Below are 24,415 nucleotides of genomic sequence, written 5' to 3'. Positions count from 1 at the left end.
CTTGAGGTGAGCCCCATCACCTTCCCGCGATTGTGCCACGCCGCCGCCCGTGGCGCGATCGGCCTGCGGTGGCGCCCCGGCGCGGTATCCTGGATGAAGGCGATGAAGCTCGCCTCAACCGCCGACCCTCGGCTGATGGCTTCTACCCCTCGTGGTGGAAGCAGGTGAGCTGGTGCTGCCCTTTCAAAGCATCCTGTTCGACCGGCCCGGCGTCGATGTCGGCGGCGGCGAGCCGGACTACTTCGGCGATCTGAACCTCGACCAGGTCGTGAACGCCGTCCTGGCCGGTCGCGAGGAGTACGACCTCGCGCCGCTGTACTACACCCCGCTCCACGACGTCGCCACGGTCTCCTACCGGCACGAGGTCCTGGGTGATCTCGGGCAGGACCCGATCCGCGACCCGATCGAAGAGTTCACCCGGCAGCTGCGGCGGATGCGTGAGCGGCTCAAGGCCGGGGATGGCTCCCGCTACCCACGCCAGCGACAACGATGGTTCCTCGACGCGGTCGGCGGGTACTGCGATGCCGTCGCGGCCCTGCACGAGCGGCTGGCGCAGGCCGAACCCGCTTCGCGCGGCCTGCGGGGGTTGCGGGACCACCTCGGCGGCTACCTCGCCTCCGCCGCGTACCGGACGCTGGTCGCCGAGACCCGGGCGCTGCGGGAGCGGCTGGCCGAGGTCAAGTACCGGCTGCACGTCCGGGGCCCGCGGATCACGGTGAGCCGCTACGAGGGCGACCGCGACTACAGCACCGACGTCGAGAAGACGTTCGCCCGGTTCCAGCAGGGCGGGGTCAAGGCCTACCTGCTCACCTTCCCCGATCGCGCGGGGATGAACCACGTCGAAGCCCAGGTGCTTGACCAGGTCGCACGGCTGTACCCCGGCACCTTCCGCGCCCTCGCCGGCTACACCGTCCGCCACCGGGACTACCTCGACCCGGTGATCGGCCGGTTCGACCGCGAAGTCCAGTTCTATCTCGCCTTCCTGGCCCACGTGCGCCGGCTCACCGCGGCCGGGTTGGACTTCTGCCGGCCGGACGTGACGGCTGACCCTGCCGAATTCGGCGCCGACGACGCGTTCGATCTGGCCTTGGCCGCGAAGCTGCACACCGACGGCGCCACAGTGGTGCGCAACGGCTTCCGCCTGACGAGTCCGGAGCGGATCCTCGTGGTCACCGGCCCGAACCAGGGTGGGAAGACGACGTTCGCGCGGATGGTCGGCCAGCTGGTCCACCTGGCCGCGCTCGGCCTGCCGGTCCCGGCCCGCCGCGCCCGGTTGTTCCTGCCCGACCGGGTGTTCAGCCATTTCGAACGGGAGGAGAACCTCGCGACGCTGCGGGGCAAACTCGACGACGAACTGGTGCGGATCCACGACATCCTGACGCGGGCGACCGAACGCAGTGTCATCGTGATGAACGAGAGTTTCGCCTCGACCACGCTGCACGACGCGTTGTTCATCGGCACGCACGTGGTGCGGCGGATCGCCGGCATCGGCGCGATCGCGGTGTACGTGACCTTCGTCGACGAGCTGGCATCCCTGGACGAGGCGTGCGTGAGCTTGGTCGGGTCCGTCGACCCCCACGACCCGGCCGGGCGGACCTACCGGCTCACCCGCCGCCCCGCGGACGGCCTGGCCTACGCCGCGGCGCTCGCGAACAAGTACGGCCTGTCGTATGAGTCGCTGAGGAGGCGCATCCACCGATGAAGGTCTTCCTCCTGCACCGCGGCACCGATGTCGACCTCGACGCGCCGCCACCACCGAACGAACGAAATCTCATCGCCGACCTCGACCTGGACACGCTGCTCGACGCGATGGCCGCCGGCGACGAGTTGCTCCGCGACGTCGCCCGCAAGGTCCTGCTCGCCGGCCTGACCGATCCCGACGCGATCGTCTACCGCCAGCGCGTCCTCGCCGACTGCCTCGCCCAGCCCGCCGTCGTCCGCCGGATGTACGCCATCGCGATCGACGCCCTGCAGACGGGGCGGAAAGTGTGGCTGGGCATCCTGTTGCGCGACGCCCCGGAGCACATCCTCCGCCGCGCCGTGCAGATGCTGGAATTCCTGGTCGAGAACCTCCACCAGCTGCGGCGGCTCGCCGAAGAGCACGCCGCGGACTTCCGGTCGGAAGGCTTCACCCGCTTCTTCGGCATGCTCGGCGACGAACTCGACGGCGACTACTTCGCCACCATCGACGAGCACCTCAGGACCCTCCGGCTTCCCGACGGGGTCCTGATGAGCGCCGAGCTCGGCACGGGCAACAAGGGCACCCGCTACGTCCTGCACCGCACGCCGCGACGCACCTGGTGGGAACGGGTCACCGGCCGCGGCAGCGCCGGGTACATCGTCCGGATCCCGCCGCGCGACGAAGCCGGATTCCGTGCACTGGGCGACCTGGCCGACCGCGGCGTCAACGTCGTGGCGAACGCGCTGGCTCAGGCCACCGACCACGTCCAGAGCTTCTTCCGGGTGCTGCGGGCCGAGCTCGGGTTTCTCCTGGGGTGCCTGAACCTGCACGAACGTCTCACCGCCCATGGCGAGCCGGTCTGCCTGCCCGACCCGCACCCGGCCGATGCGCGCGTGCTGTCGGCGCGCGGGCTCTACGACCCTTGCCTGTCGCTGCGCCTGGGCCGGCGCACCGTCGGCAACGACGTCGACGCCGACGGCCGTGACCTGGTCATGATCACCGGCGCGAACCAGGGCGGCAAGTCGACCTTCCTGCGTAGCGCGGGAGTGGCGCAGCTGATGCTGCAGAGCGGGATGTTCGGGTGCGCCGAGTCGTTGCGCGCCAGTGTGTGCGCCGGGGTGTTCACGCATTTCAAACGCGAGGAGGACACCAGCATGACCCGGGGCAAGCTGGCGGAGGAACTCGCCCGGATGAGCGACATCGCCGACACGATCACCCCGGGCTCGCTGTTGCTGTGCAACGAATCCTTCGCTTCGACCAACGAACGGGAAGGCGCCGAGATCGCCCGTCAGGTCGTGCGCGCCCTGACCGAGTCCGGGATGCGGATCCTCTTCGTCACCCACCTCTACGACCTCGCGCACAGCTGCTACCGCGACCGGCGCGACGACACGCTGTTCCTCCGCGCCGAGCGCGGCCCCGACGGGGTCCGCACCTTCCGCCTCGGCGCCGCAGAACCACTGCCGACCAGCTACGGCGAAGACTCCTGCCGCCGGATCTTCGCCGCGGCGGGCCCGCGCGGCGAAGGCGGGTGATCCACGATGAGCGAGGGCGGGGGAAGATCCGCGGTGTCCGAACGGGTGCCGGAGCGGATCCACCGGCGGACACCGCCCCGCGGTGGTGCGGGTGGCACGGGCGGCGACCTGCCCGGGCGAGACATCGGTGGGGTGCGCTGGTCAGCGGTAGCGCCGGAGATACCAGCCGATCGCGGCGGGCACGACCGCGGTGATCAGCGCGCCCAGGATGATCGGGCCGGGCCGGCCCAGCTGCACGCCCACCACCATGATCACCAGGCCGGTGGACAGCAGGATGACCAGGCCCGCGACCCCGGCGACCAGCGCTGAGGCTGGGACGTGGCGGAACTCGGCGAAGCGGCGGGCGAGCCGCGGTGCTTCGGCGGTGAGCTGCCGGTCGATTTCGTCCAGCTTGCGTTGTTCGTAGTCGTGCAGGGCCATCGCGCACCGCCCGTGCCGGTTGTCGCTATACGTCGTAGTACAACGCGAATTCGTAGGGGTGCGGCCGGACCCGCAACGGGTCGATCTCGTGTTCGCGTTTGAAGTCGACCCAGGTGTCGATCACGTCCGGGGTGAAGACCCCGCCCTGGAGGAGGAACTCGTGGTCGGCCTCGAGCCGGTCGATGACCGCATCGAGGGACGCGGGCACCTGCGCGACGTCGCGGGCTTCCTCCGCGGGCAGCTCGTAGAGGTCCTTGTCGATCGGGGCGGCGGGTTCGATCTTGTTGCGGATACCGTCGAGCCCGGCCATCAGCATCGCGGCGAAGGCGAGGTAGGGGTTGCCCGAGGAGTCGGGGCAGCGGAACTCGATGCGTTTGGCCTTCGGGTTGCTGCCCGTGATCGGGATGCGGACGCAGGCGGACCGGTTGCGCTGGGAGTACACCAGGTTGACCGGGGCTTCGTAGCCGGGGACGAGGCGGTGGTAGGAGTTGACGGTGGGGTTGGTGAAGGCCAGCAGGCTGGGGGCGTGGTGCAGGATGCCGCCGACGTAGTGGCGTCCGGTGTCGGACAGCCCGCCGTAGCCGGTCTCGTCGTAGAACAGGGGTCCGTTGCCGTCCCAGAGGGACTGGTGGCAGTGCATGCCGGAGCCGTTGTCGCCGAAGAGGGGTTTGGGCATGAAGGTGGCGGTTTTCCCGGCGGCCCAGGCGGTGTTCTTGACGATGTACTTGAACAGCTGCAGGTCGTCGGCGGCGTGTAGCAGGGTGTTGAACGTGTAGTTGACCTCGGCCTGGCCGCCGCTGCCGACCTCGTGGTGGGCCTTCTCGACGTCGATGCCGACACCGGGTTGCGCACGATGTCGTCGCGCAGGTCGGCGAAGTGGTCGCGCGGCGGGACCGGGAAGTAGCCGGCCTTGTAGGGAGTCTTGTAACCCTGGTTCCCGCCGGGTTCGTCGGCGCCGGTGTTCCACCAGCCCTCGATCGAGTCGACTTCGTGGAACGCGCCGTTCTCGGCGGAGTCGAAGCGGACCGAGTCGAAGATGTAGAACTCCGCCTCCGGGCCGAAGTAGGCCCGGTCGGCGATGCCCGATTCGGTGATGTACTGCTCGGCCTTGCGGGCGATGTTGCGGGGATCGCGGCTGTAGGCCTCGCGGGTGACCGGGTCGTGCACGAAACAGTTCAGGGCGAGGGTCTTGTGGGTGCGGAACGGGGCGACGCGGGCGGTGGCCGGGTCGGGCAGCAGCAGCATGTCCGACTCGTGAATGGACTGGAACCCGCGCACCGACGACCCGTCGAACGCGAGACCGTCGTCGAAGGCGCCGGCGTCGAAGGAGGCGGCGGGCATGGTGAAGTGCTGCATCACGCCGGGCAGGTCGCAGAACTGGACGTCGATCACCTCGACGTCCTGCTCGGCGATGAAGCCCAGGATCTCGTCGGCGGTGGTGAACATCTCACCTGGCTCCTTTGCTCGATCGGTGGTGGTGCCCCGGGGTTCAGGACACCAGGACGGCGCCGAGGGCGACGCCGGCGGTGGCGGCACCGAATCCGGACACGACATGGGTGAGGGCGGGTATGAGCGTGTGCCGGGCCATGCCTTGGCGGACGAGGCTGGTGGTGGCGCTGCCGAACACGCAGTAGGTCAGCAGGGCGGCGGACAAGCCGATGCCGGCGGTGAACAGCGGGCTGTCGGGGTGGACACCGATGAGGACCGCGCCGGTGAGGCCGCCCAGGAGGAAGCCGCCGCCGACGCCGGCGGCGATCGGCCACCAGCGCGGCGCCGGCCGCTCGGCGGGCCGGACGGGATCGATGGTGCTGCGCAGCGTGAGGCCCAGCAGACCGCCGAGAAGCATGACCAGAGTCGCCACCCGCGTGCTCCTACCTGTGTGATCGCAGGGATCATCGGATCAGGTAGGGACTGTTGTCGGCCGTGGCCGCGGTTCGGGTCCGGCGAGCCCCACCGCCGGGCGCAGATGCACTGTGGCGCAGCTTACTGCATGTCGGGAACAGCTTCGGGCAGAGCGGCGAACCGGTAACCCCCGGCGTGGCGGGTGGCCAGCGCGGCCGCGCAGCCGGGGCAGGCGAGCTGCCGGGTTTCGGTCGTCGCGGCGTCGGCGGAGGAGAAGACGGCATGGTGCTCGACCGGGTGGACGCCGACGCGGACGCAGCCGCGGCAGACCGCCGCGCCGCAGGTGGTGCAGACCGCTACGGCGGGTACGGCGCATTCGAAGCACAGCATCGGTTTCTCCTTCGTTCGTAGGTCAGGTGAGGATCAGCACGAGGGCGAGGACGGTGAGGAAGGCGATGAGCATGTAGCCGACGTAGGCGTCCAGCCGCCCGTTCTGCAGCCGTTTCGCCGTCCGCACGAGGCTGCCCAGCGGGCGCAGCAGCGGCCGGTAGAGGAACCGCTCGACGGCCTCGACGACGTCGGAGGTGTAGCCGAGGTGGGCGCCCGCGGCGTCGCGTCGCGGGTCGTCGTCCCGGCCACCGGTCTGCCGCTCGACGGTGCGCAGCTCGGCGCGGGTGAGCAGGATGTTGGCCAGCACCTTGCGGGTGGGGTTGGTGAAGGCGAAGGGTTTGTACTGGTTTTCCCCGGCCACGCCGCCGGTGGCCGACCGCCACGCGGGCACGCGGCGCACGGCGAACATGCGGTGGCGGGCGAAGGCGAAGCACAGCAGGGTGGCGGCGCCGAACAGCAACGGCAGCATGACCGCCAGCCAGGACGGCGACAGGATCGAGAACCCCGGATACACCGGTTGCAGGACCCACGGCTCCTTCACCGCCGAAGCGGTCACCGCCCGCGGGACCACGTCCTGGAGACCGGCGGCGAGGAACCGGACCTCCAGAGGTGCCACGGCCGCGACGACGAGACAGCCGGCGCCGAGGACGACGATCGCGGCCTTCCCGGGCAGACCGATGTCCCGCGCGAGCTCTTCTTCGTGCGCGCCGCGCGGGCCGAGCACGGTGAGTCCGACGATGCGCACGAACGCGACAGCGGCGAACCCGGCGGTCAGCGCGACCAGGGCCCCGGTGACCGCCAGCGGCAGGGTGTAGCCGAGCGCGCCGAGGCGGAACTGCTGCATCAGCGATTCCAGCAGGAACCATTCGGACACGAATCCCGCGGTGAGCGGGAGACCGGCGAGGGTGAGCGCCCCCACCGCGAGCCCGGTGCCGGAGAACCTCAGCCGATGTCCGACCCCGCGCAGCTCGTCAAGCTCGGTGGTGCCGGTGGCGTCCTCGATGCCCGCGGTCGCGGTGAACAGCAGCGACTTGGCGAGGGCGTGCGCGATCAGTTGCAGGGTGGCCGCCAGCAATCCGACCGCGACCAGCGACGTCATGCCGGTCGCGGCGCCGACCAGCGCGACGGCGTAGCCGACGGTGATCAGGCCGGCGTTCTCGACACTGGAGTAGGCCACCACCTCGGTCAGGTCGGTCTGCACGCTGGCGTGGGCGATGCCCAGCAGCGCGGTCGCGCCGCCGAGCAGCAGCACCACGACGGCCAACCAGGGGGGTGGCTGGTGCAGCAGGTCCAGGGTGCGCCAGAGGCCGTAGAAGCCGACGTTGACCGCGACCCCGGCCATGATCGCGCGCAGCGGCCCGGGGGCGGCCCGGTAGCCCCGGGGCATCCACACGTGCACCGGGACAAGCCCGACCTTGACGGCGAACCCGAGCACGAGCAGCGCGTAGGCCGCGTCGCGCACACCGGTGTGCGGCAGCGCCGCGAACCCGGGCAGGGCGAAGCTCCCGGTCTGGGCGGCCGGCAGCAGGAACCCGATCAGCAGCGCGGCGCCACTGATCTTGCCCATCACCACGGTGATGATCGCCGGCGTGCGGCGGCGATCGTCGCGGCGGTGCGCGGTCAGCAGGTAGAACGCGACGGTCAGCGACTCCCAGGCGAACAGGAACACGAACACGTGATCGGCGGTGACCACGACCGCGACCGAGGCCAGCGTCAGGGCGTAGGCGCAGCCGAGCCCGCGGGCCGTGACGCGGCGCGGCCGGACGGCCCACGCCGCGCAGGCCAGCGACACCGGAATCGCGACCCCGAAGCTGGCCACGAGGAACAGCGCCGAGAGCCGGTCGACGGTGAGGTGGGCCGCGCCGAAGCCGAGGAACGCGTCCAGGCTCACCCGGATCGGCGTCCCGGCCAGGCCCGCACTTCCGGCGACGGTGAGCAGCACCGACGCGGCAGTGCCGAGCAGATACGGCACCGGCCGGGCCCAGGTGTGGCGGACCCCGAGCACGAGATCGCTCAGCAACGCGATGCCCAGCAGCCCGAGCGCGGTCAGCAGGACGTCGGTCATGGCGCTCGCTCCGTCCCGGGCAGCCGGCCGGTGGCCAGCAGGATCGCGTGCAGCAGGCTGAACGGGCTGGGCGGCGAGCCGGGAACCCACACGTCCACCGGCACCTGTTCGCCGATCCCGCCCGCGCCGGCGTAGGACGGGCAGACCAGCCCGCCGCTGATCGCGTCGGTGCCCGCGGCGATCACCACCAGCGGCCGCGGCAGGGCCTGCAGAGTGCGGGCCAGCGGGGCCGCCATCCCGTGGGTTCCGACGCCGGTCACCAGGAGGATGTCGGCGTGGCGCGGGCTGGCGGTGAAGAAGATCCCCAGCCGGTGCACGTCGTAGACCGGGTTCAGCAGCGCCAGGACCTCCCATTCCTCGGACCCGTCTGATCCGGCGTCGACGTGTCTGATGTGGACGGACCGGCGCAGCGCCTTGGTGCGCAGCGAAAGCCGGTGGCGGAGGGCGCGTAGTTCCCCGTCGGTCTCGGGCAGCTCAGGCACGACCAGCGCCCGCCGCGTGAGCCGGGCAGTGGCGCCGGCGGTCTGCCAGGTGAACGTGTCGGGCCGTGCCGCCACGCAGGCGCCGCAGCCGATGCAGCGGCCCTGGTCCAGCCGCGGCGCGCCGTGCTCTTCGCTGATCGCGCCGGTCGGGCACAGCGCGTCGAGCCCGGGCTCCCATCGTGCGCCCTGCCGGGGCTGGGCGAGGGAGCGGACGCCGGTCTCGGCGTAGTCGTCGGGACGGCGCGGGTAGCCGGTGGTGACGACTCCGTCGCGCAGGCCGCGGAACACCCAGGGCATCTACATCACCACCCCGGCGATCGACAGTCCGAAACTGGCTTCGATGAAGGGAAAGTCGGTGAGGATGTCGCCGTGGAACGTGTGCGAGAACGCCGCAAGGTTGTGGAACGACGCCGAACGCGGCGCGCAGCGGCGCAGTCTGCCGGCGGCGTCGGTGCGGATCAGGTAGAGCACCTCGCCTTGGGGTGCTTCGGCCCACCCGACGCTCTGCCCGGTCCCCGGCTCGACCGGCACGCGGGGCACGTCGTCGCCGGTGTCGGCGAGCAGGTCGAGGACTTGGCGCAGCAGGTCGAACGACTCGGCGACCTCGTCCCAGCGCACCCGCAGCCGCGCCATCGCGTCCCCGTCGGCGTACCGGCGGTCAGGCTGCCTGCTCAGTTTCGGATAGGCGTCGTAGGGGCGCTGCCAGCGGGCGTCGTCCGTGCTGCCGGACGCCCGCCCGACGGGCCCGAGCAGACCCCAGGCGCTCGCGAAGTCCTCTGCCAGCGGCCCCGTGTCGCGCAGCCGGTCCAGGAACGACGCCGTCTGCATCAGCGCGGCCGCGTCGGCGGTGATGGCATGGCCGAGCGTCTCGAGCCGGACGCGGATCTCCCCGGCCGCCAGCAGCGGTAACGCGCGCACTCCCCCGGGAACGACCACGCCACGGCCGAACCGGTTGCCGCACAGGGCGGACACCAGCCGCAGCACGCACTCCTTGTGCCGGCCGAACCGCGCCACCGCCACCGCGAGACCGGCCGCGTCGGCGAGCTTGAGGGCGACGTCAAGATGGTTCGCGACCCGCTCCAGCTCCGCGTGCAGCACCCGGACCAGCTGCGCCGACAGCGGCGGCTGCGCCCCGGCGAGTTCTTCGACGGCGTGGCAGAACGCGAGCGCGTGGGCGACCGAGGCGATCCCTTCGACCCGCTCGGCCAGCAGCACGCCCTGCTCGGGGTGCATGCCCTCGAAGCGGACTTCGAGGCCGCGGTGCTTGAAGTGGGGCCGCACGTTGACGTGCGGGATGTCCTCGCCGGGTGATTCCACGACGTACTCGACCGACTCGAACACCCCGGAGCGCACGGGGCCGTGCGGGATGCTGAACATGCCGGTGCCCATCACGTGCCTGTGCAAGGCTCGCTCGTCGGGTTCGACGTGGCTGGGGTGGAAGCTCGCGCCGGGGCTGGGCAGCGGCTCGCCGTCGTCGGGATGCGGCAGCACGAGCGAGTCGAGGCGGGGGTGACCGTCGGGGATCAGCCCGAACAGGTCGTGCAGCTTGCGTTCGTACCAGAACGCGCCCGGGACGTCCGCAGTCAGGCACGGGTATCGCGTGGTGCCCGGGGGCAGGGTCACGTCCAGGGTGTCGATGCCGCCTTGCTCGGCGAGCAGGACGTGCAGGGTGATCCCCTCGGTGATGTCGCCGTCACCGGCCAGGCCGGCGAACCGCGCGCCGGTGTCCCAGCGGGTGAGCAGCCGCGCCCAGAGGCTCATGTGCCACCTCCCAGCTCGGTGACTCCGCGGGCAAGGAGGTTGGCGAAATCGGCGGGCGGGTGGATGCCCAGGACGAGCAGCACGGCGAACCCGGCCAGCATCGGCGCGACCATCCACCCGCTCGGTTCGCCGCGGACCGGGGCGTCGGCGCCGGGAACGAACAGCATCCGCGTGGTGGCCACCGACAAGCCGAGGAACGCGATGGTCACCAGCACCACGAGCACGACGGTGACGGTGTTGTGCGCCGCGCCGAGGCCGCCGGCGACGATCTGGAACTCGCTGCGGAACAGCCCGAACGGCGGCATCGCCGACAAGGCAAGGATTGCCAGCAGGAACAGCGGTGCCGTCCACGGCAGGGTGGTCAGACCGGAGCGGATGGTGGCGACGTCTTTCGTGCCGTACTTGCGCACCAACACCCCGGCGCCGAAGAACGCGTTGCCTTTCGCGGCGGCGTGGGCGATCACGTGCAGCAGGACCCCGGCGATCGCCGGCGGCGCGCCGAGCCCGATGCCGATCGCGAGGATGCCCATGTGCTCGACGCTGGAGTATGCCAAGAGCCGTTTGAGGTCCCGCTGCTCCAGCAGGTACAGCGCCGCCAGCAGCAGCGACAGCACGCCGAAGACCAGCAGCACGGTGCGCGGGAAGCTCGGCCCGAGGGTCGCGGCGGCGACCTGGTAGTAGCGCAGCAGGGCGTAGAAGCTCACCGCCAGCAGCGAACCGGACAGCATTGCCGACACCGGCGTCGGCGCCTCGGAATGCGCGTCCGGCAGCCAGGTGTGCACCGGGAACAGCCCCACCTTCGTGCCGAAGCCGACCACCGCGAGGACGTACGCCAGCTGCACCGCGGTGTGCGGCAGCGCCGCACCGGTGGCCAGCAGCGGCGCGAACGCCAGGTCGTAGGACCCACCGAGCACAGTGGAGCCCGCGTAGTACATGACGATCGTGGCCAGCAGCCCGATCCCGAGCCCCGCCGAGGCGAGCAGCACGTACTTCCAGGCCGCTTCGGCGGCGCGGTCGGTGTTGTCCAGGGCCACCAGCAGGGCCGAGACGACGGTGGTGATCTCGACCGCGATCCACAGCAGCGCGAGCCCGTCCATCAGCGGGGCGCACATCATCGACCAGGCGAACAGGTTCAACCCGAGGTAGAACCGCAGCGCGTACCGGCCGGCTCCGACTGTGTCCTTTTCGGACCCGAGGTAGCCGATGGAGTAGACCGCGGCCGCCGCGTACAGGAACGTGGTGGCGAGCAGGAACACCACCGACACCGCGTCCGCGCGCAGGAATCCGAACCGGGCCGGCCCGTGCACCACCGCCGGCACCAGGGAGATCGCCAGGGCCAGGCTGGTGATGCCGGTGAGCACGCTCAGCCCGCCGGTGACCCGGGTCCGTCCGGCGAACGCGGCCAACGCGGGGACCAGCGGCATGGTGGTCAGCAGAACCAGCACGACCGGCATCGTTACCCCCGCAACCTGGTCAGGTGGCTGGTCGAGAGCGACTCCGACCGCTGGTGGTGGACCTTCATCAGCACCCCGAACACCACGACCGCGACCAGCAGGTCGAACAGGAACGCCACCTCGAGGATCAACGGCATCCCGGCGGCCACGACGAGGCTGGCCAGGGACACCCCGTTTTCCAGGGAGAAGAACCCGATGGCCTGGGACACCACGTCCCGGCGGACGATCATCAGCACGAACGCCACCAGGATCACCGCGATCGACAGCGCGAGCGCGGTCTCGGGCAGCGCCGGGCTGGTGACGTGGAACCGGCCGGTGGCGAAGAACCCGAACGCGGCCACGCCGACCGCGAGCAGGACTTCGCTGGCCACGCCGAGCGACCCGCTCCCGGCGATCTCGCTACCGGCGGTCCGCAGCATCCGCAGCACCAGCCAGGGCACCACGATCACCTTCAACGCCAACGACAACGCCGCCAGCACGTACAGCTCAGGCACGTCGCGGCCGATCGCAACGACGACGGCGAGCACCGAGACCAGCAACGACTGTGCCGCGTAGACGCGGACCTGCGCGCGCAGCAACGCCGTGCGCAGCATCGCGAACTCCGTCAGCAGCACCAGGACCGCGAGCCCGTTGGCGACGCCGGCGTAGACGCCGGGAGGAGCGACCGCGGGCGATTGCGCGAGGGCGATCATCAGCCGCCTCCGAAGTAGAGGGTGAACACGGCCAGCACCGCGAGCAGGAACGCCGCCGCGACGAACTCGGTGATCTTGAACAGGCGCAGCTTCGCGAACGAGTTGTCGATCACGGCGATCACGACGCCCAGCAGCACGCATTTCCCCAGCAGGGCCAGGATCGCCAGCCCGACTGCGCCGACCCCGGCGCTCGGCGCGAGGCCCCACGGGGCGATGAAGACGTTGAGCAGGATGGTGAACAGGATCAGCTGCTTCATCGCCGAACCCCAGCGCAGCATCGCCAGATAGGGGCCGGAGTGCTCGAACGAGCGGGCTTCCTCGATCATGCCGAACTCGTTCGTGCCGGTGTGGGTCTCCACGGGGATCCGGCCGGTCTCGGACAGGATCACCAGCAGCAGCGCGGCCGCGGCGAGCAGGTGCGCGGGCCGCACAATCTGCTCCGCGGACGAGCGGACCGTCTCCGCCAGCGCGTAGGGCAGGTCGGTGCCGGTGACCAGCGCGACGGTGAACACGACGAACAGCACGACCGGCTCAGTGATCGCGCCGAACGTCTTCGTCCGGCTGGCCCCCATCTGCGCGTACGGCGACCCGGTTTCCGCCGCCGCGACCGCGATCAGGAAGCTCGCCAGCGCCAGCACGAACCCGCCGCCGACGATGTCGCCCATATAGCCCAGCGGCAGGGGAAAGGTCGTCAGGACCGGGATCAGCAGCGGCACGGTCAGGTAGCAGGCCATCGCCCCCAGCGGTGCGGCCAGGAACACCCATGTCGCCCCCTGCGGCGCGAGGGTCTCCTTCCGGAACAGCTTGCCCAGGTCGCAGTAGGGCTGCAGGACCCGTGGTCCGCGCCGGCCCTGCAGCCGCGCCTCGATCCGGGCGATCACGCCGGAGATCCCCGGTGCCGCGACCAGGACGGTCAGCACCTGCAGCAGCTGCACGACGGGAATCGGCACGAGCGCGGTCATGACGGCACCGCCATCCGACCATGTCGGACGGCATGTACAGCAGGATGATGACCGGGGACTGCGGAGTCCTCGTCCGGTGCGACGCTCACGAGCGGGACCTCCTCTACCGGCCTGCCAGCGTGCGAACACGAAGGTGGTGCGGTAGAGGCCATCAGCGGACCGAACGTCCGCGGTTAAGGCGAGCCCCATCGCCTGTGATCACCCAGTGTGGAGCTTCCACGGTCGTTGTGCAACCCCCTGGCGGGCGCGACACCCTATCGGTGCTTGACCCCGCCACGGGGCGGCGGATGTACTGGACGTGGTGATGGATCCCGCCGGGGCCGCCGGCCCGAACCGCCTCGCCACGAGGCTGATGGTTCCTGGTCTCACACGTTGCCACGACCCCGTGACCAGGAGGACCCAGTGAAGAGTTCCGGGCGGGCACTCCGGTTGTCGATCTTCATCGGTGAGAGCGATCATTGGCACCACAAGCCGCTGTACGCCGAGATCGTGCACCGCGCCCACAAGGCCGGCCTGGCCGGCGCCACGGTGATCCGCGGCGTCGAAGGCTACGGCGCGGCCTCGCGGATCCACACCACGCACCTGTTCCGGCTGTCGGAGGACCTGCCGCTGCTGATCATCATCGCCGACGCCGAGGAGCGCATCCGCGGATTCCTGCCGCAACTGGACGAACTCGACCTCAGCGGCCTGGTCGCCCTCGACGAGGTCGAGACCATCCACTACACCCAGCCCGAGCGCAAGCACGCCCACTGGTGGTCCACCTCGAGCTGACTCCTCGCCGGCCGCCGGCCCGGCGGGTCCGCAAAGCGCTCGTCGCAAGCGGGGAGAGCACCATCCACGCCGCGGCGTAGCCGCGCGACGAGCGCGGGCTCCGCAGTCTCCGCCGGGCCGATCCCCGCACCCGCCAGGGCAAACGCCGCGACGTCCGCGACGCGGCGGTGACGATCGCGAGTGAACCTGCGCACAGCCTGCCGGGTCCCGACCAGCGCCTCGGCTATGGTGAATCGATGCGGCGGTGGGGCTCGCCGCTCCGGGAATCTCCGGAAGAACCGTGGTGTCGCCACCGCCAACAGTCCCTACTTGACCAGAATCGTCGTGGGTTCAAGTAGGAGGCGTGTGTGAGCAGCGAGATCAAGGTGGCCGAACCGATCGACCCGGACGTCGATCTGCGGACGCCGGCTCAGCGCCGCGAGCTGGTCCGCTCGCACGGTCCGGTCCTCGCGGTCATCTCCCTCGGCGGAGGTGTCGGAGCGATCGCCCGCTACGGCCTCGCACAACTGCTCCCGACCCAGCCCGGCCGGTTCCCGTGGGGCACGTTCGTGACCAACGTCGCGGGCTGCTTCCTCATCGGCGTCCTGATGGTGCTGATCACCGAAGTCTGGTCCGCGCACCGCCTCGTGCGCCCGTTCCTGGGCGTCGGATTCCTCGGCGGCTTCACCACCTTCTCCACCTACGCGCTGGAAACCCGCGGCCTGCTGCAACCCGGCACCGTCGGTCTTGCCTTCGGCTACCTCGTCGGCACCCTGATCTGCGCGATGCTCGCGGTCATCGCGGGCGTCTGGCTCACCCGGACGGTGACCGGCTCCGTTCGTGACCCGGAGAAGGTGGCTTGACATGCAGCTGACCGGACACGCTCTGCGCCTGTCGATCTTCCTCGGCGAGGACGACACCTGGCACCACAAGCCGCTGCACCACGAGATCGTCGAACGCGCCCGCGAAGCCGGACTCGCTGGCGCCACCGTGCTGCGCGGCTGCGAAGGCTACGGCAGTTCCTCGGCGATCCACACCACCCGGATCCTCAGCCTCACCGAAGGCCTGCCCATCGTGGTGATCATCATCGACGCCGAAGACCGCGTCCGAGCGTTCCTGCCCGAGCTCGAAGAGCTCGTCGGCGAAGGCACCGTCCTGATCGACGAGGTCGAAGTACTCCGCTACGAAGGAAAAACCCAGTCATGACGCTCGCCCTCGTGTTCGTCGGCGCCATGATCGGCGCCCCGCTGCGCTACCTCACCGACCGGACCGTCCAGAACCGCCACGACAGCCTCTTCCCCTGGGGCACCTTCAGCGTCAACCTCGCCGGCTGCCTCGTCCTCGGCGGCCTCGCCGGCGCGGGCCTCGCCGTGCCCGCACCGCTGCTCGCGCTGATCGGTACCGGGTTCTGCGGCGCCCTCACCACATACAGCACCTTCAGCTACGAAACCCTCCGGCTGGTCGAGCAGAAAACCTACTTCTACGCCGCCATGAACGTGATCACCAGCGTCGTCGCCGGCCTCGGCGCCACCTTGCTCGGCTCCACCACCGTTCACGCACTCGTGGGCTGACCCCGGCTCGACGCAGCCGGTACCGAGACCTGATCACCGGGCAGGTCGTCTCTTCGGCGCGGCCGGGATCACTGACGCGGTTCGGCCTGCGGACGACCGGTGGCCGCGGGGGCCCGGTCGGACTGCGTGAACGTGTAACAGGGCCACGATCACGAAGGATGTGTCCAGCGCGCGCGAGGAGCCTGCCCGGCTCCCACCATAATCCGGGAAGACCGGGCAGCCTGGTGGTCTCGCAGGGGGCGAACGTCCACGCGGGCGCGGAGTTCGGCATCGACGCCGCGATGGCCGGGAAGATGGGGTCGGCCAAGTCGCTGGAAGCGATGGAACGGCCGTACCCGGAGCTGCGCAAGCGCGGGCTGCGGGTACTGTCCGGCGGCGACTACGGGTACCCAACAACGGCGGAACCAGGGGGTCAGTATTCAGCCGGAACCGACAAGGCGACCTGCATAAGCGGAGGCGGCACAGCCGGTGACGATCAGTAACAGGCAGCGGGGAAGCTTGAGTGCGGTGCTCGGCGCGGTCGCGAATCCACGTGCGCCCTTTCGAAAGATCAATAGGATCCGGCTCGGCCATCCTCGTGCCAGGGGAATTGGCCCAGCTTCGGGGTGCGAACGCAGGGATTGGCCCGGCTGGGTGACCGCGCGTCGGGAAGAAGCCTGTGGGTGCGCGGGCGGGGTGATTGGGAAGAAATGGCGACCGACTCGATACTCGGACCGGGCGAGGGACGTGAGAGGCATGCTGCGCCGGTAGCCGGCCGCGTTGTGATGACTATCACGGCGGCGCCGGACGGCCGGTTGTGGGTTTCGTTGACGGTGCAGATGCCCAGCAGGTGGCAGCCAGGATCAGTGCGGCATGTGACGTGCTGACCCGGGCGTTGGCCGACCGTGGCGACGACAGCTGACGTCCTCGATGGCCGCTGAGGGGCGTCGGCCGATGCGTGCCGGGGAGGGGCACTGCCGGGGCCGTGGTCATGGCGTACGTCCGGCCCTCCCTTGCCGGCGGGTGCCGGGTGCCGGCAAGGTCGAAGCGACTTCGGGCGGGGGAGCCCTTCCTGCACGCGGGCGCTGTTATCCCGTCCTACGGGCGCCAGCGCTGCGGCGAAGCGTCTCGCGACCTCCGGACCGCTCTCCAACGAGAGTGACCTGCCCGCCGCGCGAGAGCGTTATTCTGGCGCCAGGTGATTGCGGTACGCACTCTCATGCCTGCCAAGCCGGGCTTGATCGCAGCGTTTGTCGCACAAGTGTCCGTCGTTGTTGGCGCTCAAGGCGCGATAAACGCTGCGAGATGGCGTATACTTTGCTGTATGGAGATGGGGCCAGCGTTCGAGCTGCTCGGCGCCTACACCGCGGACCAGTGGGGCATGGTGACGTCCCGCCAGGCAAAGAGCCTCGGCGTGGACGCCTCCACGCTGCACCGTCTTGAGACTGCCGGGTACCTCGACCGGGTCCGGCACGGCGTGTACGCGGCCACGAGTGCCACCGTCACCCCAGCGAGGGAGGCACAAGCAGCGTGGCTGGCGCTGAACCCGGCGGTACAAGCCTGGGCCCGGCCACCGCTGGACCCCAACGGTGGCGTGCTGTCCCACCAGTCCGCGGCTGGGCTCCACGGGCTGGGAGAGCTGGTCGACGACCGGATCTGCTTCACCACGCCCCGGCGGCGCACGAGCCGCGACCCGGACTTGTGGTTCAAGCGCGCCGAACTCGCTGACGACGACGTCATGGTGATCGACGGACTGCCGGTCACCACACCGCTACGCACGGTCTGTGACCTGCTTGACCAGCACATCGACGGCAGTCACATCGCCACGATCATCCGTCAGGCTGTCCTGGTCAACCAGGTCGGTCTCGACGTTCTCGCCGAGCGCATCGGCTCCTACGCGCTGCGCTACGGGGTCCGCCGGCCGGGAGACGGCGCGGCGCTGCTGGAGCACCTGCTCGCCGAGATCGGCACGAGCACCGCCGAACTCGCTCGCCGGCCCGCACCGGCCTCCGCCGACCCGGGCGCGGCGTTGAGCGCCTTGCTGGCCGCACATCCCGAGATCGCGATGTCCTCGACTGCGCGGGTCGCGAAGCTCGTCGCGGATGCCGGGATCGTGCCGCCGAACACCATCGTCTCCGGCCTATCCCCGGATCTGCTGGCCATGCTTGCCCAGGTGACATCCATCATGTCAGCCGTCAGCGACAAAATCGGGCCCATCGCGCGGCTGCTGAGCGACACGGGCACGCCGATCGCGACTCTGGTGAACGGATTGCCGCCGGACCTGCTGCCTGCCGTCGCCCAGATGCTGAAGGACCGCGACGCCGGTGACCGCCGCAAGCAGATCGGTGCCAGTGCGAACGAGGCGAGCACGATAGGCGACGATGAGGCACATGCCAGCCCCGCAGCGTCCGCGCACCCCGAGAAGCTACTTGGACTCCCAGAAGGGCAAGGCGCGGAACGCGGCGAAGAAGACGAACCGTAGTCACGGTGAGCTGCTGCAGCTGCACTTCTACCGGCGGCTGATCGCCCGCGTCTTCCACGCCGATCACGGCACCTGGATGCTCAAGGGCGGTCAGGCGCTGCTCGTACGCTGGCCGAGCGCTCGCTACTCCACGGACATCGACCTGCTCGGCAACCAGGACACCACCGACACTGCGGTCGACGAGCTGATCGCCGCGGCCGCGCTGCGGCTGGACGACGAAATCTGGTTCGCCCACCGCAGAACCTTCGACCAAACCCACGTCGAGCGCCCGACCCGCAAGGTCACCTTCATGACGATGTTCGAGGAGGCGCCACTGGGCTACGAGGTCAACGTCGACATCGTCGTGGCCGGTCACCACCCCCGCGGCACCGTCACCACCACCGCGCTCGAGCCGGCCTTCCCGACCGACTGCGGGCCGTGGCCGCAAACCCGGGTATTTCCGGTGGAAGACCACGTCGCGGAGAAGATCTGCGCGATGTACGAGCTACATCAAGTCCGCCGAACTTCCTCCACTCGGGCAAAAGACCTCGTCGATCTGGTGCTCATTGCGCTGAAGACCGATATCGAGGGCGCGCGGATGCACCGCATCCTGGCTGACGAAGTCGAACGCCGCCGTGCTAGGCACATGGTCGTGGACCTGCCCGGCACCTTTCGAGTGCCGAACCGGGCCTGGGCGGGCCTCTACCGGGAAGCCGCGCAGAAGGCCCTGGATCTGCCTCAAGAAATGCGGACCCTGGGCGGGGTGGAGGCGTTCGCCGATGCCTTTCTCACCCCTCTGATGCAACTGACGCCTCCGCCCGGCTCATGGCGCCCGAATGAGCGGATCTGGCGCTGACCAGGTGGCCTCCGCGCGCCCGACACGCCTCGGCGTGAACCCAGCGGTACCACAGGTCAGCCGAGAAACGGCGGCCAGCCGGGCCGGGGAAGTTCCCCCCGGAAGCTGGCCAGCAACCAGAGGCCCGAGACGCGGCGGGCGACCAGCGGCCACTGCAGCTCGGGCGGCTCTTCTGTGCGCACCTGCTTCAGCTCTTGGCCGTCCACGGTCATCGGCGTGACCGAGCTGGTGTCGTACTCGATCAGCAGTACACCTTCGTGCTCGATGTCGATGGGCCGCGGCCGCGTGCTGTGCGCCAGATGCTTTCCGCGGACGTCGTCGAAGCTGTCGAGGCTGGCCGTGGCGTAGGCGTTCCAGAGCGCGTGGCTGGTGTCGATCGCTGCGAGCTCGGCTGCGAGCTCATCCCGGATCGTATCGGGGATATCGAGTGCCTTGAGGTGTTGCGCCTGGACGATGAAGTGCTGGGCAGTGGCCAGCCTCAGCTCCGGTGTCGACGCTCCCATCGCCAGTGCCCAGTCACGGTGATTGAGGACGACGTCCACCCAGGCGCAGACGAATTCCGTGGCCGTTCCCTCTCCGCGGCTGGCGGCGATCTCCGCCGCGCTCTGCCCATCGCCGGTCATGAGCTGGCCACTGGCGACCGGCTGTCACGAGTCTCCGGAGCGAACCTGTTGTTCATGGAGCCGAGTGTGACAGCAGACATCGACATTTCCTCGTACCCCGTTTCGTCGCACCTGCGTGTCATGGTCGGAGACACCCCACGTCGCTGCTTCATCCGGTTGAACCCCCGCTCCATTGTGTTGCGCTACTGGTAGATCCCCGTGTCGAAGGCCAGTGGCTGGCCGAGCCCTTGGCCGTGCGCGCGGCGATCTGGTCACGCCGTTCGGGGATCGTGTGCTTGATCCGGTGCCGGCGTAGTTTCCGCCGGGTCGAGGGACGGGCCGACTCTGAGGGGCCGTGACCGCCGAATCCTGCGAACCGCGCTTGAGCGTGGCTGCCGACGGCGCAGGAGCAGTGCCGCCCCAACTACCGCCAGTACCAGCAGATGGCCGTCTTCCGCGCCCGGTCGGGTTGATGGCCTGGCAGGGTCACCGGAAGATTTCAACGGGAAGCTCGGGAGCTTCGAGTGCGAGGCTGATTGCCGAGATGGCTTGGGCGACGGCCACGGCGGCGTGGGCTGTAGGCAGGTCGTCGAGGGTTCCGGACGGGACGTCGCCGTCTGTTGTCGCGGATTTGAGTAACGCTCCTCCTGGATCTGGGCAATGTGGCTGTTGGCCGAGGAGTTCGGGCTGGCGCCGCAGGACCTGGAGGGTGCGGTTCCACCAGGTGGTGATTTCGTTGCGGAGGGCGGGTTCGTCGCGGGGGTCGGTGCTGCGCAGGGCGGGTAGGTCGGCGGCGAAGCTTCCGGCGATGGTGGGGTCGAGGGCGGCTGCGGCGGTGAGGATGTAGGTGCGCAGGCGCCGTATGGCCCGGTTGTCGTCGTCGGTGGATAGCAGGACGCAGGCTGTGGTGGCGGGGTCGAGGAACAGTTCGCGGGCGACCCGGGCCGGTGTGTCGGGGGTGGCCGCCGCGGCCGCCGTGATCAATAGCAGGAGCTCACGGGCCAGCCGGAGCCGGCGGCTGGTGCCGCCCGATCTGGGCAGTAGTTGTTCGAGAGCGTGGTGGAGATCGTTGTACGGGTCACCGTCAACATCGTCATCGTCCACGCGGAGTGCTTCGATGGCCCGCAGCGGGGGCAGCAGGAGGTCCGCGGCCTTGTTCTGCTTCGTTGTGCCGGATGCCGTCGCGATGGCGTCGGCGCCCAAGATGATCAGGGCGTCGTGGGCGACGTGATGCAGCGGCCCGGAAGTGACCTCGGTGTCGGACAAGGCCGACTCGACTTCGTCGGAGGTCGCGTCGTCGAGCAGGTCGGGATGCAGCAGCGCGGCGCGGACGAGCACGTGCGCGTCGGCTGCGGCGGCGAGCTCCTCGTCATCGTCTTCGGCGGCGACGGTGAGGCGTTCGTCGTCGAGTTCGGCGAGGACGCCGACGGCGGGGCTGAGGTCGTCGCATTCCAGGTCGGCGAGCCAGAGCCACGGCGAGGGGGCCTGGTCGGTGAGGTCGTGGGTCAGGGTCGCCAGGACCCGCAGTCCCGCCCACAGCAGTGCCCGCAGCTGCTCGCGGCTGCGCCGTTCGTCGGCCTCGTCGTCGAGGTCGCCGGTGCGGCGGTTCCATTGCAGGTCGTGGTGTTCCATGAAGCCTTCGACGAGGACGTGGCCGCGCATCCGGTCGTCGCCGTAGTCGAGGGCCGGATGGTCGATCTCCGCGCGCACCGCCTCCAGCAGCTGCTGCGCCAAGGCGGAATCCCCGCCACCGTGACCGGTCAACGGCCGCCGGGCGCCGGACGTGGCCTCGTGGCGGCCGACGGCGATCAGCAGCGTGCCGAGCCTACCCCCGACTTCACGGCCCCACGGGTGTTGTGTGACGGCACCGGCGACGAGGTCGGCGGCATCGACTGCTTCGGGGGTGTGGCGGCTTTCGCCGGTGGGGTCGTGCAGGTCGCGTATGGCGCCGGCGATCAGGAACTGGGCGGCCATCTCGAGCAGGTCGTGGCGTAGGTGTTCCGCGACCGGGAACCTCGGGCTGTCGTCGCGCAGTGACGGTAGCCAGTCACCGTCGGCGTCCGGTGCGGTCAGTTTGACGGCGCGGAGGGATTCGGTTGTCCAGCCCAGGAGGGCGGGTGCTGCGTCGGCGAGGTGGCGGCCGAGGCTGGCGCCGATGGTCGTGGCGACCTCGAGTACGTCGGTGTCGACGGCGAGACCGATCACGGCGCCGTCGCGATAGCCCACCACCCGCATATCGAGAAGGCCGGCACCACCGGGTTCGTCATCGTCGGCAACGGCAGGGTCGTCTTCGTCCTCGAGCCACGGGACAGCGGGTACCTCCCAGCCCGCTCCCAGCAGGTCGGCGACCAGCCCCGGCAGTTGCGCCGCGGCGGCCGCGTCGGTGATCGGTTCCGGTGCGGTCATCTCCAGCCACACGGCGTACGGCACGCCCTCACCCCTCCACCCACGGGTTACCTGACCGGTGCCAGCTTAGGGCGAGCCGCAGGTCGCTTGCTCCCGTTGTCTGTCCGGGCTGGGTTCCGGTGGCGTCCCCTGGAGGAGGCGTGCGGCGTGCGGGAGCTGAACTCCGCGGAAGTCGCCGAGGCCGTGCGTGCGGCCGCGCAGCGGGTCGCCGAGATCGCCAGCGCGCAGGCTACCGCGTGACCGCGGGAACGCGGTGCCGGCCGAAGTGATCACCGCGCCCGCTACAGGCCGGGGGCCGCCGCGGTCGCGATCCAGCACCCGGCCGGGATCGGCATGGAAGCCCGGCACAGTGTGCTCAAGCGGGCCGCCGAGGCCAACGGCTTTGAGGCAACCGGCCCCGAATCGGGAGACGATGATGGCGCTGCGGCAACTGGACACACCTGAGGTGCGGTGGCAGACGATAGGCTGAGAGGGCAGGGAAGGGTTTCCTGTTATGAAGCCGTCCATGCAAGCGGGGAGATGCCGATGTTGGAGAAACTTTCGGCGGCTGCGCACCGCGCGCTGGCCGAGGCAGCAAAGCAGGCGACCGACATGTCGGCCGAGCGCATCAGCCCTGCCCACCTCCTGATCGGTTTGGCGATGGACAGTCACAGCGCTGCTGGCTCTGAGCTGGCTGGGGCGGGCATCAACAGCGACGTCGTGCGCGACGCTATCCGAACAGTAACTCCCGTGACAGTTGCGAAATCGGCAGGACATCGTCCGATGTCGTCGGACTTACTGAGTTTGCTTGAGGAAGCCGTCCGGATCAGTGCCGCTGATGGCTACGGGTGCGCGACGACGGCCGACCTCCTTCGCGCAGCCATCGCTGATGACGGGGGACCGACGCGACGGTTGCTCACTCAAGCGGGCCTATCAGAGGTGGAATTGTTGAGGATTCGGCGCAATATTGCCGATCACCGTGGACAGCGGGCCGAGTACGAACGTGCCGAGTCGGCAGAGGCAATCTCGATCGAAATCCTCAGTTCATCGCCAGGAACTGGCAATGATTCCTCGGCGACTATTGGGAGGGAAAGCCTGGCTCGGATCAGTTCCACTATCGCAGCACCTCGACGTGACCGACGTGACAAATAGCGAAATGTCGAGACGGAGCCGGTCCACTCTGCGGCACCGGCCGACTCCGCCTCGTCATGCTTGATTACCGCTAGTTGAGAGGTGGAACCACGGCCCTCTCCGAGTAGGCGTAGCACTGGATCTCCCGCGGATCCAGGATCACGCAGTTGCCCGACACCGGCGTCGGCCAATACCAGCCCTCGGGGAGCGGCAAGTCCACGTAATGGTAAATCTGGTAGGCGCCGGAGCAGTTGAGATCTCCAGCGCACGGGTAGTAACCGACCGATCCGATCGCGGTGCAGGGATCGACTGCCGGGTAGTCACACTGGGCCAAGTTGCCTTCGGCTCGCTCTTCACTGTCGACGAAGAGTTTCGCGATGTCGGACAGGTAGTCCATGTTTTGACCAGGGGCAGTGGTCGTGCAAATGACGGAAGAGCTGTACGACGCCTCCGTAGTGACCAGAGCATGATCCTGGTACAACGCGCTGACGTTTCCGCTGACCTGACTGAAGTCGCAGCCACCCAGTGGCGGCGTTGTGAACGGCGCGGCGACCTGGCCGGTTTTCGCGTTGACCGCCTTGATCTGTGAAAGCTGAGCCACGCTGGATTTGTCGAGTTTGAGTTCGTAGGTGACAACGGTCTGCTGCGAACCCGCATGGGCGATCCCAGTACCGGAAATTCCCAGTAGAAGACAGGCGCCCATAACAGCGAGCGCTCTTCGGACCGTGTTTCTCATGCCTGCCTCTCCCTGTCGCCAAGGCATTTTTGGCGCGACCAGACGGCGCAGGAAATCTGAGAAACCCTCAAATTCGTGCCCGGAGGCGCCTCCCTACGCATCCTGGCTTCGATCACGGTCGCCGCCCCTGGCAAACTACCCCAATCGGGTGAGTCTGTTGGACACTAACGGTACATATGAGTGGTGAGGCGTCACTTTTCGGTCGACTCAATGGGTGGGGAGTGCGACTGGCATGGCCGTGCCGAAACCTGCGGACCTGGCCGAAGTGGTCGTGCGACGCCTACCGCCGCCAGCCCGGCGGGCTGGGTGACGTCGCTGAAGATGTGGACGAGCTTGCCGTCCTGGGTGACCGCGACGCTGCGGCCGTTTTCGTTGGCGGCGAAGACCCGGCCGTTGGGCGCGCGAGTGGCGTCGTGTGGCGACATGCCGGTGGTGACCTCATCCGGTGATGCGTCGCCTGCCGGGATGACGGGTGGCTGCTCGACCGGTGCCGGGCGCGACGGTCGACCTCGGCGTTGGTCCCGGCCACCTGACCGGTTCGTCGGTGCCGGGGTGGCCAGCCACTCGATCCGCAGACCCTGCAGCTGGGCGGCTATCGTGTAGTCGAGGGCGATCATTCGGTTCCTGGAGGTACTTTTCGGAGCAGCCAGTTCTGGGCGCATG

The 24,415-nt window shown here is 69.4% G+C and carries 24 protein-coding genes, 1 pseudogene and 3 riboswitches; of the genes and pseudogenes, 11 read left to right on the top strand and 14 right to left on the bottom strand.

Annotated elements, in window-relative coordinates; translation table 11 throughout:
• Positions 1-89: 89 nt before the first annotated feature.
• Positions 90-152: riboswitch (Fluoride riboswitch) on the top strand.
• 20 nt (positions 153-172) lie between these two features.
• Positions 173-1,702 carry a MutS-related protein gene (locus QP939_RS11185; protein WP_285456620.1) on the top strand — a complete coding sequence of 510 codons (1,530 nt, stop codon included), beginning with the start codon at positions 173-175 and terminating at the stop codon, positions 1,700-1,702.
• On the top strand, positions 1,699-3,213 hold the full coding sequence (locus tag QP939_RS11180; RefSeq protein WP_285456619.1) for a MutS-related protein: 1,515 nt from the start codon (positions 1,699-1,701) through the stop codon (positions 3,211-3,213). Before QP939_RS11185 ends, QP939_RS11180 begins: the two co-directional genes overlap by 4 nt.
• 141 nt (positions 3,214-3,354) lie before the next feature.
• Here the strand turns inward: QP939_RS11180 and QP939_RS11175 are convergent, their stop codons facing one another.
• From QP939_RS11175 to QP939_RS11130, 10 genes and pseudogenes are all read right to left on the bottom strand, one after another.
• On the bottom strand, positions 3,355-3,633 hold the full coding sequence (locus QP939_RS11175) for a DUF3040 domain-containing protein (RefSeq protein WP_285456618.1): 279 nt from the start codon (positions 3,631-3,633) through the stop codon (positions 3,355-3,357).
• Positions 3,634-3,658: 25 nt separating this feature from the next.
• Positions 3,659-5,079 (bottom strand): annotated as a pseudogene (gene glnA / locus QP939_RS11170) (type I glutamate--ammonia ligase).
• Positions 5,080-5,122: 43 nt separating this feature from the next.
• On the bottom strand, positions 5,123-5,494 hold the full coding sequence (locus QP939_RS11165; RefSeq protein ID WP_285456617.1) for a hypothetical protein: 372 nt from the start codon (positions 5,492-5,494) through the stop codon (positions 5,123-5,125).
• A 122-nt stretch (positions 5,495-5,616) separates the two neighbouring features.
• A complete protein-coding gene (locus QP939_RS11160; protein WP_285456616.1) occupies positions 5,617-5,865 on the bottom strand; it encodes a B-box zinc finger protein in 249 nt (82 codons plus the stop codon).
• Positions 5,866-5,887: 22 nt separating this feature from the next.
• The gene (locus QP939_RS11155) at positions 5,888-7,930 is read right to left on the bottom strand and encodes a proton-conducting transporter transmembrane domain-containing protein (protein ID WP_285456615.1); all 2,043 of its coding nucleotides are present in this window, start codon (positions 7,928-7,930) and stop codon (positions 5,888-5,890) included.
• Positions 7,927-8,709 (bottom strand): NADH-quinone oxidoreductase subunit B family protein, encoded by a 783-nt coding sequence (locus QP939_RS11150; protein ID WP_285456614.1) that lies wholly within the window; start codon positions 8,707-8,709, stop codon positions 7,927-7,929. The genes QP939_RS11155 and QP939_RS11150 overlap by 4 nt, the downstream gene beginning before the upstream one ends.
• Complete coding sequence (locus QP939_RS11145) at positions 8,710-10,173, bottom strand: hydrogenase large subunit (RefSeq protein WP_285456613.1); 1,464 nt, start codon at positions 10,171-10,173, stop codon at positions 8,710-8,712.
• Positions 10,170-11,627, bottom strand: coding sequence for a proton-conducting transporter transmembrane domain-containing protein (locus tag QP939_RS11140; RefSeq protein ID WP_285456611.1), 1,458 nt, complete (start codon positions 11,625-11,627; stop codon positions 10,170-10,172). Before QP939_RS11140 ends, QP939_RS11145 begins: the two co-directional genes overlap by 4 nt.
• A 2-nt stretch (positions 11,628-11,629) precedes the next feature.
• Positions 11,630-12,319 (bottom strand): hydrogenase, encoded by a 690-nt coding sequence (locus tag QP939_RS11135; RefSeq protein ID WP_285456610.1) that lies wholly within the window; start codon positions 12,317-12,319, stop codon positions 11,630-11,632.
• Positions 12,319-13,281 (bottom strand): respiratory chain complex I subunit 1 family protein, encoded by a 963-nt coding sequence (locus QP939_RS11130; protein ID WP_285456609.1) that lies wholly within the window; start codon positions 13,279-13,281, stop codon positions 12,319-12,321. Before QP939_RS11130 ends, QP939_RS11135 begins: the two co-directional genes overlap by 1 nt.
• A 135-nt stretch (positions 13,282-13,416) precedes the next feature.
• Positions 13,417-13,483, bottom strand: a riboswitch (Fluoride riboswitch).
• 89 nt (positions 13,484-13,572) lie between these two features.
• Positions 13,573-13,650: riboswitch (Fluoride riboswitch) on the top strand.
• A gap of 33 nt (positions 13,651-13,683) precedes the next feature.
• Between QP939_RS11130 and QP939_RS11125 the strand changes: the two genes are divergently transcribed.
• The 7 genes from QP939_RS11125 to QP939_RS11095 all read left to right on the top strand — a co-directional run bounded on the left by QP939_RS11125 (position 13,684) and on the right by QP939_RS11095 (position 18,898).
• Positions 13,684-14,052: a DUF190 domain-containing protein gene (locus QP939_RS11125; RefSeq protein WP_285456608.1), complete on the top strand. Its 369-nt coding sequence runs from the start codon at positions 13,684-13,686 to the stop codon at positions 14,050-14,052.
• Between the two features lie 347 nt (positions 14,053-14,399).
• Positions 14,400-14,894 carry a fluoride efflux transporter CrcB gene (crcB, locus tag QP939_RS11120; RefSeq protein WP_352250987.1) on the top strand — a complete coding sequence of 165 codons (495 nt, stop codon included), beginning with the start codon at positions 14,400-14,402 and terminating at the stop codon, positions 14,892-14,894.
• Position 14,895: 1 nt separating this feature from the next.
• A complete protein-coding gene (locus QP939_RS11115) occupies positions 14,896-15,237 on the top strand; it encodes a DUF190 domain-containing protein (protein ID WP_285456607.1) in 342 nt (113 codons plus the stop codon).
• Positions 15,234-15,602, top strand: coding sequence for a fluoride efflux transporter CrcB (gene crcB / locus QP939_RS11110; protein ID WP_285456606.1), 369 nt, complete (start codon positions 15,234-15,236; stop codon positions 15,600-15,602). The genes QP939_RS11115 and crcB (QP939_RS11110) overlap by 4 nt, the downstream gene beginning before the upstream one ends.
• A gap of 224 nt (positions 15,603-15,826) precedes the next feature.
• A complete protein-coding gene (locus tag QP939_RS11105) occupies positions 15,827-16,084 on the top strand; it encodes a hypothetical protein (protein ID WP_285456605.1) in 258 nt (85 codons plus the stop codon).
• Between the two features lie 821 nt (positions 16,085-16,905).
• Positions 16,906-18,063 (top strand): type IV toxin-antitoxin system AbiEi family antitoxin domain-containing protein, encoded by a 1,158-nt coding sequence (locus tag QP939_RS11100; RefSeq protein WP_285456604.1) that lies wholly within the window; start codon positions 16,906-16,908, stop codon positions 18,061-18,063.
• Positions 18,011-18,898, top strand: coding sequence for a nucleotidyl transferase AbiEii/AbiGii toxin family protein (locus QP939_RS11095; RefSeq protein ID WP_285456603.1), 888 nt, complete (start codon positions 18,011-18,013; stop codon positions 18,896-18,898). Before QP939_RS11100 ends, QP939_RS11095 begins: the two co-directional genes overlap by 53 nt.
• Before the next feature lie 56 nt (positions 18,899-18,954).
• Here QP939_RS11095 and QP939_RS11090 read toward each other — a convergent pair whose 3' ends face one another.
• Both QP939_RS11090 and QP939_RS11080 read right to left on the bottom strand, forming a co-directional pair.
• Positions 18,955-19,521 carry a hypothetical protein gene (locus QP939_RS11090; protein WP_285456602.1) on the bottom strand — a complete coding sequence of 189 codons (567 nt, stop codon included), beginning with the start codon at positions 19,519-19,521 and terminating at the stop codon, positions 18,955-18,957.
• 465 nt (positions 19,522-19,986) lie between these two features.
• Positions 19,987-21,930, bottom strand: coding sequence for a hypothetical protein (locus tag QP939_RS11080; protein ID WP_285456601.1), 1,944 nt, complete (start codon positions 21,928-21,930; stop codon positions 19,987-19,989).
• A gap of 72 nt (positions 21,931-22,002) precedes the next feature.
• Between QP939_RS11080 and QP939_RS11075 the strand changes: the two genes are divergently transcribed.
• The gene (locus QP939_RS11075; protein ID WP_285456599.1) at positions 22,003-22,146 is read left to right on the top strand and encodes a hypothetical protein; all 144 of its coding nucleotides are present in this window, start codon (positions 22,003-22,005) and stop codon (positions 22,144-22,146) included.
• 285 nt (positions 22,147-22,431) lie between these two features.
• Positions 22,432-23,037: a Clp protease N-terminal domain-containing protein gene (locus QP939_RS11070; RefSeq protein WP_285456597.1), complete on the top strand. Its 606-nt coding sequence runs from the start codon at positions 22,432-22,434 to the stop codon at positions 23,035-23,037.
• 70 nt (positions 23,038-23,107) lie between these two features.
• Here QP939_RS11070 and QP939_RS11065 read toward each other — a convergent pair whose 3' ends face one another.
• Entirely contained in the window at positions 23,108-23,752 is a 645-nt protein-coding gene (locus tag QP939_RS11065) for a hypothetical protein (protein WP_285456596.1), read from the bottom strand.
• 191 nt (positions 23,753-23,943) lie between these two features.
• Positions 23,944-24,369 carry a hypothetical protein gene (locus QP939_RS11060; RefSeq protein ID WP_285456594.1) on the bottom strand — a complete coding sequence of 142 codons (426 nt, stop codon included), beginning with the start codon at positions 24,367-24,369 and terminating at the stop codon, positions 23,944-23,946.
• Positions 24,370-24,415 lie beyond the last annotated feature (46 nt).

The organism is Amycolatopsis nalaikhensis (assembly GCF_030264295.1).
Taxonomy (GTDB): domain Bacteria; phylum Actinomycetota; class Actinomycetes; order Mycobacteriales; family Pseudonocardiaceae; genus Amycolatopsis; species Amycolatopsis nalaikhensis.
Note: the sequence above shows the minus strand (reverse complement) of the source record. Positions and strands in the feature narration are given on the sequence as shown.

Coding starts and splice junctions, on each gene's coding strand:
- QP939_RS11090 (WP_285456602.1), bottom strand. CDS start 19,521: ATGACCGGCGATGGGCAGAGCGCGGCGGAGATCGCCGCCAGCCGCGGA.
- QP939_RS11160 (WP_285456616.1), bottom strand. CDS start 5,865: ATGCTGTGCTTCGAATGCGCCGTACCCGCCGTAGCGGTCTGCACCACC.
- QP939_RS11155 (WP_285456615.1), bottom strand. CDS start 7,930: ATGACCGACGTCCTGCTGACCGCGCTCGGGCTGCTGGGCATCGCGTTG.
- QP939_RS11060 (WP_285456594.1), bottom strand. CDS start 24,369: ATGATCGCCCTCGACTACACGATAGCCGCCCAGCTGCAGGGTCTGCGG.
- QP939_RS11145 (WP_285456613.1), bottom strand. CDS start 10,173: ATGAGCCTCTGGGCGCGGCTGCTCACCCGCTGGGACACCGGCGCGCGG.
- QP939_RS11130 (WP_285456609.1), bottom strand. CDS start 13,281: ATGACCGCGCTCGTGCCGATTCCCGTCGTGCAGCTGCTGCAGGTGCTG.
- QP939_RS11150 (WP_285456614.1), bottom strand. CDS start 8,709: ATGCCCTGGGTGTTCCGCGGCCTGCGCGACGGAGTCGTCACCACCGGC.
- QP939_RS11135 (WP_285456610.1), bottom strand. CDS start 12,319: ATGATCGCCCTCGCGCAATCGCCCGCGGTCGCTCCTCCCGGCGTCTAC.
- QP939_RS11115 (WP_285456607.1), top strand. CDS start 14,896: ATGCAGCTGACCGGACACGCTCTGCGCCTGTCGATCTTCCTCGGCGAG.
- QP939_RS11070 (WP_285456597.1), top strand. CDS start 22,432: ATGTTGGAGAAACTTTCGGCGGCTGCGCACCGCGCGCTGGCCGAGGCA.
- QP939_RS11100 (WP_285456604.1), top strand. CDS start 16,906: ATGGAGATGGGGCCAGCGTTCGAGCTGCTCGGCGCCTACACCGCGGAC.
- QP939_RS11175 (WP_285456618.1), bottom strand. CDS start 3,633: ATGGCCCTGCACGACTACGAACAACGCAAGCTGGACGAAATCGACCGG.
- QP939_RS11140 (WP_285456611.1), bottom strand. CDS start 11,627: ATGCCGGTCGTGCTGGTTCTGCTGACCACCATGCCGCTGGTCCCCGCG.
- QP939_RS11180 (WP_285456619.1), top strand. CDS start 1,699: ATGAAGGTCTTCCTCCTGCACCGCGGCACCGATGTCGACCTCGACGCG.
- crcB (WP_285456606.1), top strand. CDS start 15,234: ATGACGCTCGCCCTCGTGTTCGTCGGCGCCATGATCGGCGCCCCGCTG.
- QP939_RS11065 (WP_285456596.1), bottom strand. CDS start 23,752: ATGAGAAACACGGTCCGAAGAGCGCTCGCTGTTATGGGCGCCTGTCTT.